Origin of the sequence: Pseudonocardia sp., from assembly GCF_025465255.1 — a bacterium.
In the GTDB taxonomy this organism is placed as follows: Bacteria; Actinomycetota; Actinomycetes; order Mycobacteriales; family Pseudonocardiaceae; genus Pseudonocardia.
The window spans coordinates 1-15,209 of record NZ_JAODNI010000199.1; the positions used below are offsets into that span (position 1 = coordinate 1).

At 70.0% G+C, this 15,209-nt stretch carries 9 protein-coding genes and 3 pseudogenes; 8 read left to right on the forward strand and 4 right to left on the reverse strand.

Translation table 11 applies throughout. The features are described 5' to 3' along the window. The first annotated feature begins 940 nt into the window (after window positions 1–940). Window positions 941–1,081 carry a hypothetical protein gene (locus JWP64_RS23915; protein ID WP_297501265.1) on the forward strand — a complete coding sequence of 47 codons (141 nt, stop codon included), beginning with the start codon at window positions 941–943 and terminating at the stop codon, window positions 1,079–1,081. Between the two features lie 414 nt (window positions 1,082–1,495). Here the strand turns inward: JWP64_RS23915 and JWP64_RS23920 are convergent, their stop codons facing one another. Both JWP64_RS23920 and JWP64_RS23925 read right to left on the reverse strand, forming a co-directional pair. Beyond that, window positions 1,496–3,766 (reverse strand): FUSC family protein, encoded by a 2,271-nt coding sequence (locus tag JWP64_RS23920; protein ID WP_297501268.1) that lies wholly within the window; start codon window positions 3,764–3,766, stop codon window positions 1,496–1,498. Between the two features lie 88 nt (window positions 3,767–3,854). After that, the gene (locus tag JWP64_RS23925; RefSeq protein WP_297501271.1) at window positions 3,855–4,133 is read right to left on the reverse strand and encodes a hypothetical protein; all 279 of its coding nucleotides are present in this window, start codon (window positions 4,131–4,133) and stop codon (window positions 3,855–3,857) included. Window positions 4,134–4,958: 825 nt separating this feature from the next. Between JWP64_RS23925 and JWP64_RS23930 the strand changes: the two are divergent. From JWP64_RS23930 to JWP64_RS31670, 5 genes and pseudogenes are all read left to right on the forward strand, one after another. Beyond that, window positions 4,959–6,038, forward strand: a pseudogene (locus tag JWP64_RS23930) (IS3 family transposase). 149 nt (window positions 6,039–6,187) lie between these two features. Then, window positions 6,188–7,291: a class I SAM-dependent methyltransferase gene (locus JWP64_RS23935; RefSeq protein ID WP_297501273.1), complete on the forward strand. Its 1,104-nt coding sequence runs from the start codon at window positions 6,188–6,190 to the stop codon at window positions 7,289–7,291. Between the two features lie 376 nt (window positions 7,292–7,667). Then, window positions 7,668–10,658 carry a BTAD domain-containing putative transcriptional regulator gene (locus JWP64_RS23940; protein WP_297501276.1) on the forward strand — a complete coding sequence of 997 codons (2,991 nt, stop codon included), beginning with the start codon at window positions 7,668–7,670 and terminating at the stop codon, window positions 10,656–10,658. A 594-nt stretch (window positions 10,659–11,252) separates the two neighbouring features. Then, entirely contained in the window at window positions 11,253–11,687 is a 435-nt protein-coding gene (locus tag JWP64_RS23945) for a GNAT family N-acetyltransferase (protein ID WP_297501280.1), read from the forward strand. Between the two features lie 464 nt (window positions 11,688–12,151). Beyond that, window positions 12,152–12,214 (forward strand): annotated as a pseudogene (locus JWP64_RS31670) (hypothetical protein); the annotation flags it as partial. A 298-nt stretch (window positions 12,215–12,512) separates the two neighbouring features. Here JWP64_RS31670 and JWP64_RS23950 read toward each other — a convergent pair. Continuing rightward, the gene (locus tag JWP64_RS23950) at window positions 12,513–12,770 is read right to left on the reverse strand and encodes a hypothetical protein (protein WP_297501283.1); all 258 of its coding nucleotides are present in this window, start codon (window positions 12,768–12,770) and stop codon (window positions 12,513–12,515) included. 106 nt (window positions 12,771–12,876) lie between these two features. Between JWP64_RS23950 and JWP64_RS23955 the strand changes: the two genes are divergently transcribed. Together JWP64_RS23955 and JWP64_RS23960 are read left to right on the forward strand one after the other, a co-directional pair. Next, a complete protein-coding gene (locus JWP64_RS23955) occupies window positions 12,877–13,527 on the forward strand; it encodes an acetate uptake transporter (RefSeq protein ID WP_297501286.1) in 651 nt (216 codons plus the stop codon). 261 nt (window positions 13,528–13,788) lie between these two features. Then, window positions 13,789–14,368: pseudogene (locus tag JWP64_RS23960) on the forward strand (helix-turn-helix domain-containing protein); the annotation flags it as partial. 252 nt (window positions 14,369–14,620) lie between these two features. Here the strand turns inward: JWP64_RS23960 and JWP64_RS23965 are convergent. Further along, window positions 14,621–15,106: a thiamine pyrophosphate-dependent enzyme gene (locus JWP64_RS23965; RefSeq protein ID WP_366890493.1), complete on the reverse strand. Its 486-nt coding sequence runs from the start codon at window positions 15,104–15,106 to the stop codon at window positions 14,621–14,623. Window positions 15,107–15,209 lie beyond the last annotated feature (103 nt).

Genomic DNA, 15,209 nt, shown 5'->3' on the forward strand with positions numbered 1-15,209 from the left:
CGACGGGGCCCGCAGCCACGACTCCAGGATCTCCCGGTCCCGCGGCGGAACCTCCACGGTCACGGCCATGCACCACGATCCCACCAACACCGACCGTGGTGAAGTTATCTCGTTAACGAGCCACTAGATCCGGCGGAAACGGCTGCGGCAGATCCTGCGCGAGCGTCAGGTGTCATTGCAGCGGACTCGCACTCTGAAACACGCAAGATCATAGAAGAAATACCCCCAGGGCAGCCCGGGGGTATTTCCGTCGACCAGCTGATGGAGGTCAGCGATGCGCGGGGGGCGGGTTCCACCGATCGTGCGCGCCGTCCCACGACCAGCCGGCGTGTGGAGACGGGGGTGCCCACCGTGCATGCGCGCCGTCCCACCACCAGCCAGCATGCGGCGGCGCCTGGCAGGCGTTTCGGAGAAGCACATCGCCGGGTGCGCAGCGGACGACCGAGGGCACCGAGGGTGCGGCGATCGCCATCGAGGGGGCGGCGATCGCCGTGGCACTCCCGGCCGCGAGCATGCCGAAGGCAGCGACGCCCACCATCAGGCTCTTACGTAGGTCAATCATTGGTTCCTCCCAATCCGTCCTTGCTTGACGGACATAGCGTCGGGGGTGAGGCCTACCGCGCGCTTCAACGCCAGCGGCCGTCATGCCTTGGTGCTCGCCGGAGTCGTCGAACTCCCGCTGGCAGGTATTCGCAGAGCGTGATGGGTGAACCGTGTCCCGTATTCTCCGGAGTCGGGTTGGTGGAATCTTGAGCACTTGATCCATCTGGAAGGGCTGCGTGGGCAGGCGTGGGTATCCACCGGAGTTCCGGCGGAAGGTTCTGGAACTGTTGGCGGCGGGCCGCCCGGTCGTGGACGGGGCGCGTGATCTCGGGATCAGCGCGCAGTCGGTCTAGATGTGGCAGCGCCAGGACCGGGTCGACAGGGGCCGGAACCGAGGTTGAACACGGAGAAGGCCGAGCTGACCGCGGCGAAACGGCGGGTCGCCAAGCTGGAGACCGAGCTGGCGATCCATCGCCGGGCCAGTGAGCTGCTGGGGAAGGTGGTGCCCGCAAAAGGCGGTTCGAAGCGATCGCGGTGATGGCCGGCGAAGGGCTGGCGGTGCAGATGGCCGCCCGGGTCCTGGACGTCTCGGAGTCGGGTTACTACGAGTTCCGCAGCCGTGGCCCCTCGGCGCGCGAGATCCGTCACGCGTGGCTGACCGATCTCGTCCGCGAGGTGGAGATGCTGATGAACCGGGCCGCGATCCAGGGCGTGACCGGCCGGCCCCGGTGGCGTCGAGGTCGGGCGGAGCTGATCTCGAAGGATCTGGTGGAGCGGGGAGTTCGACCGGACCGGGCCGAACAAGTTGCGGTCACCGACATCACCGAGCACCACACCCGCGAGGGCAGGGTGTACTGCGCGGTCGTCCTGGACACGGCGGAACCGGGGGCAGACCATCTGGTGAGGCGCGCCCGCATTCGTGAGTTCGCCGGCTGGGTACTGGTGGGCAGGCCTACGGCTGCGTGGCCTCGTCGGAGCGGCCGAGGTCGGTCGCGAACCCGACGACGGCCTGGTCGATGCGGCGCAGCAGCCGGGTGGCGCTGAGCAGGGCGGCGCGGTGGCCTGGGTCGGGGGTGCGGGCGGCGTAGGCCTCCGCTGCGTCGACGTCGTCCTCGGCGGACCGGATCTCCTCGGCGTGGCGACGCTGCAGCACCTGGCGCAGCGCGTGGAGGTTGGTCCGGACGCGGGCGGCGGCCGGTTCCAGTGTCGGCGCCCACCCCGGCTCGCAGACCTGGTCGACGAGCCGGGCCAGGCCGCGGGCGTAGTGCTCGACGCCGGCCAGCACCCACAGCGTCCGCTGGTAGCTGGACCGACCGCGCCGCCACGGCAGCGGGTTGTCCAGCGGCTTGCCCCGGTCGCGCAGCATGCTCAGCGCCTTGTGCAGATCCCGGGTGAGCTCCCCCGGCGGGCTTGCACGCTCCCGCCCGAGGATCCGCTCGACCGCCGCGGCCAGCACCGCGTCGGCCGCGTCCACCATGTCGTCGAGGGCTTCGCCGAACGCCTCCTGGGTCCTTTTCGGCAGCACCAGGTACGCGGCGAGCACGCCCATCGCCGCGCCGACGGCGGTCTCCTCGATCCGTAGTACCAGCGTCTGGACGCTGAACTGCCCGATGAGCCCGTACAGCAGAGCCAGTACTGCGGTGATCCAAAATGCCATCAACGTCTGCGAGATCCGGACCAGGTACAGCGCGAAGAATATGCAGCCGAACATCAGGAGCAGCGCCAGCAACTCGTGGCCGCTGACGAGTACGGCCAGGCCCATGCCGGCAAGCACGCCGCCGATCGTCCCGACCGTGCGCTGCCAGCCGCGGCTCAGCACGTCACCGCGGCTGCTGGTGCCTGCGAACACGAGAAACGCGGTCAGCACTGCCCAGTACCAGCGCGCCGGCGAGACGAGCTGGCCGACCACGATCGCCAGGCTGCTCGCGAGGCCGACCTGGACGGCCTCGCGGGTGCTCAGCGGTAGGCCCTTGGGCTCGTCCGCGTCGGCCTCGGTGGCCGCATCCTCGTCGGCGTCGGACTCCCCTGGCCCGACCGGGCCGCCGGGCCGGCCCATCGGAACGGGCCCGCCGCCGGTCCGGTCCGTCGGCGGACAAGTTGCCGCGTCGCGTTTCGCAGGGGCCGGCCCATCCGCGTGCTGGACCGCCTCGATCGCGTCCGCAAGCCGGATCACCGCGAAGGCCACCCGCTGAATGCGGTCCGTGCGTCCCTGGGTCTCCGTCGCCAGCGCGGAGACGCTTCGCTTCGCCTCGTCGAGCAGCGTGGGGACCATCGCCGGCACGGTGCCGGTGGTCAAGGCCGCCCCGAGGCCGTGCAGCCCCGCCAGCAGCGCGCGCCGGTTGCCGGCGTCCACCGGTGCATCGCGCTGCACCAGCCGCTCGGTTGCCACGGCGACGCTCTCGGCGGCTAGCTCGGCGTCGAGGATGCCCAGCGCGAGGCCGCCCCCGTCGCCGTCATCCCGGCCCTCGGAGTCGTGTCGTTGGTCGGCGCCGCGGTGCCCCACGCCATCGGCCAGGAGCAGCGCGGTGTCGTTCAGCCGGGCACGGCGACGCCGGACCTCGCGCAGCTCGTCCTCGACGGCCTGTGGCCGGGCCGCCAGCAGGTCCGCAACCGCCTCGACGAGCGCGTGCAGGTGAGCGCGAAACGCGCGAACGAGCCGGTCGTGGGTCCGCTCCGGCCGCTCGGCGAACACCCAACCGCGCAGCAGCAACGTCGAACCGATGCCCACTGCGGCGGCGACCAGCAACCAGGGCAGCTGGGCCACAGTGACATGCAGGTACTCGGTGAAGAAGAAGGGCATGAATGCGGCCATGCCGAGCGCGACGCCGCGGGCATCGAAGCGGCGGAGGTAGACCGCACCCATCGTCACGGTGACGAACACGACATCGGCGGCGACTCGATGCGACGCCAGCAGCGTCCCGGCCACGATCGAGACCAGGGCCGGACCGAGCATGAGCGTCGTCGTCACCCGCACCCGTCCCAAGCCGGGCTCGTCCACCGCGAGGTTGCTGATCATCGCGAGCACCGCGGCCAACAGCACCACGGTCACCGGCTGCCCGCTCAGCGCACGCACCCCGGACATCACGGCGGCCGCGAGCACCATCGACCCCGTCCCGATCCCGGCGAGCCGCAGCCGTACCAGGCCCGGATCGAGTGCGGTCAGCATGGTGCGGAGCTCCAGCGACCCGCGCCGTGCGGGGTGCCGGCGACCGTCCGCCGCCACACCCCCTCCAGGATCACGCCCGCTCATAACCACCGGCGAACCAGTTCGAGCAGCCGCCGATCCGACACCCGCGCCTCGACGGGACCCGTCACCATCCTTCAAGGTCGGCCTCCAAGGCGGCCCACGGCAACCTGAAGTGTCGGGCTTCAACGAAGGTCTTGTCGCAGTCGGGGCAGAGCTGGTTGACGATGCGGCCTGCCTGGGCGCTCGGCCTGCCGCACACGGTGCTGAGGTAGCCGGACCGATCCGGTGTCCAGGAGCGGATGGCGTGGTCCCGGTTGTCGCCTGCGCCGGCGAACCAGCCGGGCGGGCTGGTGGCCGGGGAGACGTCCCTCAGGGCGGTGGCGGTAACGGGCTCGACGGTCACGGCGGTGGGTGCCTCTCTCGTGATGTCCAGCGCGCCGGCGGTGGACCGACTCGGGTCGCCGCGTCGACGGCGTGGTACTCGTGGCTCCCAGGCGAGGACACGGACAAGGACACGCGTCCTCGCCGGGACGTGAACAGCGTCGCGGTGATGCCCAGCACGCGCATTGCCGCCAGCGGCCCTCGCGCTCCGGTGCTGACCGGAGTCCTCGGGCTGCCGCTGGCAGGTATTCCCCTGGGGTGGCTCGGTCCAGGGCCTGGCCTGTCATGAGGGCGGACAGAGGACGCCCCGTTCGCCCGCGGCCTCATTCCCGCACAGCTCACGGGTTCAGCCACCTGCTCTATATCCCCTGTGATGGCCTCGACCAAGACCGCCGGCCGCGCACCTGGCTTGGCGGAGAAAATCGGCCCGGAGTCCCCACTGGTCAGGTCGTCAACGCCTCATTGCTCGGGCTCAGTGGCGGCATGGCGGCGAGGTAGGCGGGCGAGCACGGCCAGGACCGCCGGATCGAATCGAATCCGGTAGTGGTCGGGGCCGGCTTTCGTTCTTTCACGGCCTGGAGGCATTCCTCGATCGCCCACCGCTCCCCGGCGAACCGGATCAGCTCCCATGGAGTCCTGGCGGGCGGGGTGGGCGGTTGAGCCGATCGGGAGCAATGAGCACGCACAGTCAGCACCACATGCGCCGTCTGTTGGACGTTCCTCGCGAAAACTCATATCGGGTAACGACTTTCCTAAGATCCACTCACGTCGGCCGCGTGCCGTAGGCGCAGAGTGGAGTGTACCAATGATCTTGGATAGGTCCTCTTGATCTCGAGAGGATGAGTCCGTGCCCGAACGTCGTCGCCGGTTCAGCCCGCAGTTCAAGGCCGAGGCGGTGCAGATGGTCCTGGAGACCGGTCGGCCGATCGCCGAGGTCGCCCGGGACCTAGGCATCGGTGACGGGACGCTGGGGAACCGAGATCCGCCGGCTGCGACTGGAGAATGAGTTCCTGAAAAAAGCCGCGGCCTTCTTCGCGCGGACGCAACCGTAGCCCAGCGGTGCGCGTTGATCGATGCGGAGAAGGCCACCTACGCGGTCGCGTGGATGTGTCGGATGCTGGGCGTTCCGCGGTCGTCGTTCTACGCCTGGCGCCACCAGGCCGAGACCGTCACCGCGGCTCGTCGCCGCGACCTCACCGCGCGGATCGAGCGGATCTTCACCGCCTCCCGCGGCACCTACGGCTGCCGCCGGGTCGCGGCCGAGCTCAACCGTGAAGGCCGGCCGGCCAGCGTCGGACTGGTTGCGGACCTGATGCGCGAGCTCGGCCTGCGGGCCTGCCAGCCGCGGGCCTACAAACGCACCACCGTGCCCGGCGACGAGCCGGTGAGCAGCCCGGACCTGCTCGGTCGGGACTTCACCGCGGCGGCCCCGGGACAGCGCCTGGTCGGCGGCATCACCTACCTGCGCACCGGTGAGGGCTGGCTCTACCTGGCCACGGTGATCGACCTGGCCACCCGGATGGTCGTCGGCTGGCAGCTCGCCGAGCACCTGCGTACCGGCCTGGTCACCGACGCCCTGGGCATGGCCATCGCCGCCGGCCATACCCCGCCCGGCGCGGTCTTTCACAGCGACCGCGGTTGCCAATACACCTCGGCCGAGTTCGCCACATTCTGCACGGATAACGGGATCCGCACGAGTGTCGGGCGGACCGGAGTGTGCTGGGACAACGCCGCAGCCGAGTCGTTCTTCGCCACCCTGAAGAACGAGATGTACTACCGGCAGAGATTCGACACACGGGCAAAAGCCAGGTTCGCGGTAGCCGAATATATCGAGATCTTCTACAACCGGAAACGGCTCCATTCCAGCCTCGGCTACCGCACCCCTGCCGAAACCCTCGCCGACCACCAGGTCCGCACCGCGGCCTGACCACCACAACCACGAGGAACTGTCCAAGATCCTTGACACAGCCCACTCACCGTTTGCGCTTGGTTCGCGCCGCGGGCGTGAGAGCCGATTGAGAGGAGGGTGTGAGCTGGCCGGGTGACGCTGTCACTCCGATTCACCAGGAGGCGCAGATGACCATGGCGACCGACGCCGCACAGGCCATTACCCGCGAGCGGGACGCGCTCGGCGAGCGCTTGTTCGGTGCGCTGCTGGGCGGGATGGAGCTGCTGACCGTCGAGCTGGGGGTGCGCGCGGGGCTCTATAGGGCGCTGCGTGACGGTGGCCACGCAACCGCCGACGAGCTTGCCGACCGCGCGGGACTCACCGAGCGCTACGCCCGGGAATGGCTGGAGCAGCAGGCCACGGCGGGGATTGTGGAGGTGAGCGCGCAGGGTGGCCCGGCGACACGCCGGTACGTCCTGCCAGAGGGGCATGCGGAAGCTCTGCTGGAGGTGGAAAGCTCCGGCTACATGTCGGCAGCGGCACCGACGCTTGTCGGGTTGGCGAAGATCCTCGAATCAGTCGCGGCTGCCTACCGGTCGGGCGAGGGCGTGGGCTACGCGCGGTACGGGGCTGAGATCCGCCACGGCATCGGTGACTTCAACCGCCCGATGTTCGCCAACGAGTTGGCCTCGGAGTGGCTTCCCTCGCTCGGCGAGTTGCACACCCGCTTACGTTCGGGCGCTGCGGTTCGGGTGCTCGACGTGGCATGCGGTACCGGGTGGTCGAGCATCGCCCTGGCCAGGGCCTGCCCGGGCGCGCAGGTCGACGGGATCGATCTGGACGAGGCCTCGATTGTGGACGCACGCCGCAACGCCGCGGCTGCCGGCGTGGCGGATCGGGTTCGATTTGAGGTCGGGGACGCTGCCGCCCTGGATCGAGAGGGCGGCTACGAGCTGGTCTGCATCTTCGAGGCGTTGCACGACATGGGGGACCCGGTCGGTGCGCTGCGACGGATCCGAGGCCTACTCGCGCGCGGCGCACCACTGCTGGTCGTCGACGAGCGGGTCGCGCAGTCGTTCACCGCGCCGGGTGATGAGATCGAGCGGTTGTACTACGCGTGGAGCGTGCTGCACTGCCTGCCGGCCACGCTCGCGGAATCACCGAAGATCGCCCACGGCACCGTGCTCCGCACCGATACCGTCCGGCAATGGGCCCGCGACGCCGGCTACGCCAGCGTCGAGGTCCTGTCGGTCGCCAACGACTTCTGGCGCTTCTACCGACTGGATGCCTGAGATCGGTACCTCGGCCCGAACGCATCTCTGACCACCGGGGCATCGTTCATCGCTGCGGGAGCCGGGGAGACTCAGCCTCAGCGTCACGCCGCCCGGCGCTCGCGGGCGTGGCCATCAGGCGGGGTGGTTCACCATCGGTTGAGCGCCCGGCCCGCCGTGCTGGCGGGGAAGCCTGCCCCAACCCGGATCTCGGCGCCCAGCTGTCCTCCAGTCTGGGGCGCCCAGCTGTCCTCCAGCCTGGCTGGACCTGCGCGATCGTGGACGAGCCGATCCGGGCGATAACCGGGACATGTGCGTGCGCGAACCGGGCGACTGGCCGCGACTCGTGCCGCTCGTTCGCTTCACGCAGCGCCGCCGCCGCGGTTAGATGGCTACCATGGCCCCGGAGGCCGAGGTGGAGCCCGTGCGCGTTCGGGTGCTCGGGTCTCTGCAGCTGGGCGATGACGACGGTGCTCCGCTGCGTTCTGCGCGGCTGCGCAGGCTGTTCGCGGTGCTGTTGGCGCGCCGAGGCACGGTCGTCTCCTCCGACCGGATCGCGCAGTTCGTCTGGGGCGACGGGCAGCCCGCCGATCCGTCGGCGGCCCTGCAGACCCTGGTGTGGCGGCTGCGGGAGGCGCTGAGCGACGCGGGCTGCGACGGCGCCGCCCGGCTGCTCACCCGGGCCCCGGGCTACCTTCTCGAGATCGAGGGCGAGCACGCCGATCTCGTGCGGTTCGAACGGCTGGTGCACGCTGCTGCGGCCGAGCCGCCCGAACACGCAGCCGAGCTCCTCGAGGAGGCCCTCTCGTTGTGGCGCGGACCGGCGTACGCCGAGTTCGCCGATGACGAGGTCGTCCGGGCCGAGGCCACCCGGCTTGAGGAGCTTCGGCTCACCGCATGCTCGGACTGGGTCGACGCGTTGCTGGCGCTCGACCGGCCGGACGAGACCCTGGCCCGGCTGGCTTCGATCATCGAGGCGGACCCGCTCCGGGAGCGACCCCGGGCGCAGCTAATGTGCGCGCTATACCGGCTCGGCCGCACCGCCGAAGCGCTGCAGGCCTATCGCGACTACCGGGATGTGCTCGCCGCCGAGCTCGGTCTGGACGCGCCGCCGTCCCTGCGGGCTCTCCAGGCGACTATTCTGCGGCAGAGCCGGGAACCCGGCCGGGCACCGCCGATCGCCCGGGGTGCGGGTGTGCCGTCGCGCCCATCCGGGAATCTCCCGCTCGAGGCCTCCGACCTGGTAGGGCGCGCCGGCGACGTCGCCACCGCGCAGGCAACCCTGGGACGCTCCCGGGTCGTCACCCTGAGCGGCCCCGGCGGAGTCGGCAAGACCCGGCTGGCGCTGCGGGTAGCCACCGATGCCCGGTCTCGCTACCGCGACGGAGCCTGGATCTGCGAGCTGGCCGGGGTGGCCGACGCCAGCGCGGTCCCCGACCTGGTCGCCACGACCCTCGGCGTGCAGCAGCGGCTCGGCCACACGGTCATCGATCGGCTCGTCGAGTACCTGCGGGCCCGTCAGATGCTCCTCCTGCTCGACAACTGCGAGCACGTGCTGGATAGCGCAGCCGACCTGATCGACACCCTCGTGCGGGACTGCCCCGGCATGGCCATCCTGGCCACCAGCCGCGAACCGCTGGGCGTCGATGGGGAACGGATCCTGCCGGTGCAGCCACTGCCCGTGCCACCGACATCGATGCCCGGCGATACGATGACGGCCGCGGCCGTGCCGTCGGTCGCGCTGTTCTGCCGCCGGGCCGGCGCGGCCGCACCGACCTTCGCGCTGACCGACGACAACGTTGCGGCGGTCACCGAGATCTGCCGCCGCCTCGATGGCCTGCCGCTCGCGCTCGAACTCGCCGCGACCCGCATACGCGCGCTCTCCCCCGCTGACATCGCCGACCGGCTCGAGCGCCGGCTGCAGTTCCTGCGCAGTGGCCGGCGCATCCGGGAGGAACGGCACCGCACCCTCGCCTCGGCCGTGGACTGGTCCTACCGCCTGCTCACCCCCCGCCAGCAGGCCGCGTTCAACCGGTGCAACGTGTTCATGGGGTCCTTCACCCTTGCTGCCGCAGTGGCCGTCGTCGGCAGCACCGAGCCGGAGGTCGTCGACGACGTCTCCGGGTTGGTGGACAAGTCGATGCTAGTTGCCCACACAAACCATGCCCCGGTGCGGTTCACCATGCTGGAGACCCTCCGAGCGTATGGCCGCGAACGGCTCGCCGAACGCGGCGAAGCCTTCGATGCCTGCGCCGCCCACGCCACCTATCACGTCGAGTTCGCCGAAGCTGCCGATGTGGGGTTGCGCGGCGCGCAGGAGGGAGCGTGGGCGCAGGCGCTCGCCGGGGCATTCGACGACCTTCGCAGCGCTCACCAGTGGTCGCTGGTCCACCGGCCGGAGCTGGCGATGCGGCTGTCGGCCGCGCTGTTCGTGTACGGCGAAGCCGGCGCCCCGTCCGAGGTCCCCGCCTGGGCGGCGCGGGCCGCCGCCCCGCAGCATCCGCTGCTCCCCGTCGTGCTCGCGGCCGCGGCCGGCACTCGCTTCAGCGGCGACTTGACACACTCGGCCGCGCACGCCCGGCGCGCCCTCTGCGCGGTCGCCGAGAACGACCCCGTCCGCCGATACCCCATCTGCGCGCTCGCCGACATCGCCCTGTTCGAAGGCCGCCTGACCGACGCCGTCCAGCTCTACACCAGACAATCCGACCTCGCCAAGGCCGCAGGGGACACCTACTTCGCCGCGTACGCCACCGCGAACTCCTCCCTACCCCACACCTACCAAGGCGACATCGGTACCGCGGTGCAACTCGCGGAGCAGGCCAAACGACTCGGTACTGCGATCGCCAACCCCACCATCCTCGCGTGGGCCGACTACGCCCTGGCCGAGGCGCTGCTCGACGACCAGCCCGACCGAGCCCGGCTGGCACTGGACCGCGCGATCACCCATGCGCGCAGCGCCCGGAACCGGTTCGTACTCGGAGTCACACTCATTGCGGCCAGCTCACTGCACATCCGACACGGCGACCCGAGACACGCCGCCGCGCTCCTCGGCGAGACCATCGACCACTGGAGCCTAGCGGGCAACTGGACCCAGCAGTGGATCACGATTCGCCAGGTCATCGATCTCCTCGTCCGCCTCGGCGCGCACGAGCAGGCCGCGGTGCTCTACGGCGCCCTCACCGAAAGCACCACCGCGACAACGGCCTACGGCCCCGACGCCGCCCGGCTGCGATCCCACGCCGACACGCTACGCACTGAACTCGGCGCGCAGCGATACTCCACCGCCGTAGAACGCGGTGTCGCATCAAACGACGACGAGGTCATCCAGCTTGCCCGCGCGGAGATCGACCGGGTCCTCAGCGCACTCGGTCCGGCGGTCCACGCGTAGCACGACAAGACGAAAGCCCTTCGTAAGTTCGGCCACCGGCTGCCGCCACTGGATCAGCGCCCCCGAGCTCGGTGTGGAGCGACGGGAGAACGGGTTCTGGCGCACTTTCCGTGAAGGACTCTGTTGATTAGCCGGCGGCGGCGGGCGCGGTGGCCGTCCGCGAGGCGCCGCTGATACCGGGAATGCACCCGCGCCGAGGACCGGCCGCATCGCGGACAGGCACCCTGCGCGGCCCGCGAGCCCGCCTCGAAACGCGCGCCGTCGCCATCCCGGCTGACGCGCTCGATCGCCACCCCTGCCAGATGCGGAACAGGTCCGCCTCAAGATCGCACGGCCGCTGATCATCACGGCTCCGTCACCCATCATCCGGGCGACACGCCGACAGCCCGATCACGCAAAGTGCGCCAGGACCCATTTTCGTGTCGCTCCACATGTAGAGCGTCGGCAAAACGACAGTGCGTCCGCGTCACGAAGATGACAGTGGGTTCGGGCCGGCCGTGAGCGACGCCGGCTGACGGATCAGTCCTGGTCAGCGGGTGTCGGTCGGGCGCCCTGGGAACGGGGGTCGTGGCCAGGGCGGGGTATTTTCCGGACGTGGGTACCGAGGCCGAGCGTCGAGCGGTCTGGTCGTCCCGGTTGGCCGCGCCGACCGGCGGCGTGACCGTCCTGGCCGAGGACGACGGCCGGGGCCTCGCGGGGTTCGTGCACGTGATCCTCGACGAGGACGCCGAATGGGGCCGCCTCGTCGAGAACCTGCACGTCGCCTACTGCCGCCGGCGGACCGGTATCGGCACCGCCCTGCTCGCCCGCGCCGGGCGAGGAGCCGCCGAGCGCGCCGCTCATCCGGCCGCCCATCTGCGGGTGCTCGAGCAGAACACTGCAGCGCAGCAGTTCTACCGCGCCTGCGGCGGCGAGCGTCGGGACAAGGCGCTCCTGCCGCCCGGAGGCGTGCGGTCCCGCCTGAACGGCTCGCCCTTCGGGCTGCGCATCGCCTGGCCGGACGTGTCCGTACTAGCTCGGCTGCGCTGAGGGGGACGCTGGAACGGCCAGCGCCGGCCGATCGCGACGTGCAGGATGATCGAGATCGAGAGCGCGTTGAGTGCCGCATGTTCGACCCATTCGTCCGGGCTGACCTGCGCCAGAGGCAGGGCGTCGGCGGTCGCGCCGAGGACGACCGCGAGTAGTGCGGCGAGTGCGAGCGTCAGGACCAGCAGCGCGGCGCTTTCGGCGTACGTGCTGAGACGGCCGCTCAGCCAATCCTCGAACAACATGCCGAACATCAGCCCGGCGGCGACGAAACAGCCGGCAACGGCTGCGACCCGCGTGTCGTCGAGTCCCAGCAGATCGTCCGCGACGACGTAGGTGAGGATCCCACCGGCGATCACGACCGCGTGCGCACAGCTCAACCGCCGTGCCCAGGCCGCGATGGTCGAGAAGGGCCAGCCGCGCCAGACGTGCCGTGGCGGACCTGCTCGAGTGGGCCGTGCACGATCGTGGTCGACGAGGCGCAGAGGCTGACCAGTGAATGCATCGAGTTCCTGCGCTACCTCCACGATCATCCGCACACCCGGTTCGCGTTGATCCTCGTCGGTGGGGACGGGTGCTGGGAGGTGCTCTCGCGTGAGCCGATGCTGCGCGCCCGGACCTTCCGGCGGGCCAACTTCGCCCCGCTGAGCAGCGAGCAGGTCTGCGCGCTGATGGGCACGTTCCACCCGATCTACGCCGGGGTGGACCGCGAGGTGTTGTTGCTGGTCGATGACACTTCGCGCACGGCAACCTGCGGGACTGGGGCCTCGTTCACCCACAGGTCACCACCGGTGGGACCGGAACATCCTGTGCCTCGACCTGCAGGTTCTAGCTGGCGGCCTGCTCCGGCACCGAAGTACCCGCCGGCGGGTCCTGGGGCTCCCCCGGTGGCGCCCCGGATGGCCCGTTGTAGCTGGTCGCAGCCGGTTCCGCCGACGCCGAGGTGCTGCGGCGCTGGGTGCGCAGCAGGGCCCGGACCTTCTTGACCGGAATCTCGAACAACGCGGACAGCTCGTCCGCGCTGCGGCCGAGCTCGTTGAGAACGGCCAGCACGGCCGTCTTCCGCGCGTCGATGTCCGCGAGCAAAGGCCTCGCGAAGGCACCTGGTGGTCACCACCCTCCTCGGGGTACCCGCGCGGAAGGAATTGTCCCGATGCCTCCTGTTAGGGGCATCGATCGGAAGGAGTAGATCATGACCCGCTCGGCCTCCGGAGGCCCCGCTTCCGAGGACACCGCTTCCGAGCCGCTCGAGGTCCGTCCACCCAGCTCAGTCGACCACATCGCCGATCCCGGACCGCTCGGGCTGGCCGCGTTTGCGATGACCACCTTCGTGCTCAGCTGCGTGAACGCCGGGCTGGCACCCAAGTCCGTCGAGCCGGTGGTGCTGCCCCTGGCGCTGTTCTACGGCGGGCTGGCCCAGTTGTTAGCGGGGATGTGGGAGTTCCGCAAGGCCAACACCTTCGGTGCGTTGGCGTTCTCCTCCTACGGGGCGTTCTGGCTGTCCTTCGCCGCCTACGTCAAATTCATCGCCCCCGGGCTGCCTGCCGCCGACGCGGCATCGGCGACGGGATTGTTCCTGCTGGCCTGGACCATCTTCACCGCCTACATGACGGTCGCCTCGGTCCGGGTGTCCGGCGCGGTGGCCGCGGTGTTGATCGCCCTGTTGGCGACGTTCGTCTTGCTGACCATTGGGGCGTACTCCGGTGCGGCCGGGATCAGTCGGCTCGGTGGCTACCTCGGCATCCTCACCGCGGTGCTGGCCTGGTACGCCTCGTTCGCCGGGGTCATCAACGCGACGTTCAAGAAGCCGGTGCTGCCGGTCTTCCCGACCGCGGCCCGGTAGGCCCTCCGGCCGGGCCCATGTGCTTGCGGTAGGCGGGTGGGCCGACCCGCCGACGGTGCTTCGCCGCAGCTATGGCGCGGTGGTCATCATCGCCGCGCTGCTCGCCGTGGTGGTCGGGATCGACCTTGCTGCGGGGATGCTCGCCGTGGGCCGCAAGCGCGTCCTTGATCGGGGCCTGAAAGGTGTGGACTACGCCACGGCGACGTGCAAGCCCTCGACCTGCCGGCCAACTGCGCCGATACCGGAGCGCCCGTGCAGACGATGCCACCGCCATGCAGGAGTCCACCCTGTGGCCTTGAGCGTGAGGTGTCGGCGCGGGATCGCGAGGTCCTGGAGTCCTGGCTGCGGGCCCCGTCGATGCCGGCGGGGCTGGTGCGGCGGGCGCGGATCGTGCTGCTGGCCGCGGACGGGGTGCCGGTCACCGACATCGTGGAGCGGGTCGGGGTCTCCAAGCCGACGGTGATCGCCTGGAAGAAACGCTATGTCGCGGAGGGCCTCGGCGGGCTCGCCGATCGCCCCAAGCCGGGTCGTCGGCCGGTGATCGACGAGGTAGCGGTGGTGTTGGCCACGCTGGAACCGCCGCCCGAGCGGCTCGGCGTGACGCACTGGTCCTCGCGGCTGCTGGCCGGCGAGCACCGATCCGGAGCTTCAGGCCAAGATCCGCGACGTCGTCGGGCTCTACCTCAATCCGCCGGACAAGGCCGTCGTGCTGTGCGTGGATGAGAAACCGCAGGTCCAAGCCGTGGACCGCACTGTCCCGATCCTGCCCCTGCAGCCCGGGAGCCCGGAGCGGCAGACGCACGACTACGTCCGCCATGGCACCACCACGCTGTTCGCCGCGCCAGGAGGTCTCGGAGTTCTCCCGGCAGATCAGCAAACCGCGCATTTACCGAGTCGTTGAGCAGAGCGTGCGTGCACAGCCCGGTCGTTCTACCCCCCTTCGGCATGCTCCAGACAAACTGCGACTAACACCGGGGGTGCATCGTCGCTAGGCACTTCCTGCGCCTCCACGAGGCTACGACTTGACTTGACTTCGTGCTGGTGCAACAGCGCGCGGCGCAGCGCAACCAGCAAGATCAGCAGGCGGGTGCCATCAGGCGTTGTACAGGGTTGTGATGTTCTCGTGCAGCTTCATCGACAGGGGTGAGGCCGCGTAGGTATCCGTGACGATCTCGATGTAGGCCGGGACGTCGCCTGCGCCAGCGACATCCATCGCCTTGTCCAACTCACCGCAGGTCGTGTACCAGTCCTGGCAGCCGAGTGCGTGTGGAATCTCCGAGTAGTTCCGGGATGCGACATCGTTGTAGGCGATGTTCGGATCCTTGCAGAGCCGTTCGATGAGGTAGCCGTTGTTGTTGAGCACGAAGATGATCGACTTCAGGCCACGGCGGCCGAACTGGGTGATCTCCTGCACGGTGAGTTGGTGCGATCCTTCACCGGTCACCAGGACGAGGCGCCGACCGGGATCTGCCACGGCGGCGCCGAACGCGGCGGGAGTCGCCCATCCGATGGCTCCCCACAGCGTCTGGCGCCACAGCTCGCCTACTCGCCGTCTATCTGAAGCGGGCCACCGCAGCAGGCATCGTCACCGCCGTAGACCTCGGCGTCGCACCACTCCTGATTCCGACGTCGGAAACCGCTCCTGCCGCGTCGGCGGCCGTCCGAATTCGTACGACCCCTCC

What these genes read in the sequence shown, in the direction of transcription:
- JWP64_RS23935 (WP_297501273.1), top strand. Translation starts at nt 6,188, where the DNA reads ATGACCATGGCGACCGACGCCGCACAGGCCATTACCCGCGAGCGGGAC.
- JWP64_RS23940 (WP_297501276.1), top strand. Translation starts at nt 7,668, where the DNA reads ATGGCCCCGGAGGCCGAGGTGGAGCCCGTGCGCGTTCGGGTGCTCGGG.
- JWP64_RS23955 (WP_297501286.1), top strand. Translation starts at nt 12,877, where the DNA reads ATGACCCGCTCGGCCTCCGGAGGCCCCGCTTCCGAGGACACCGCTTCC.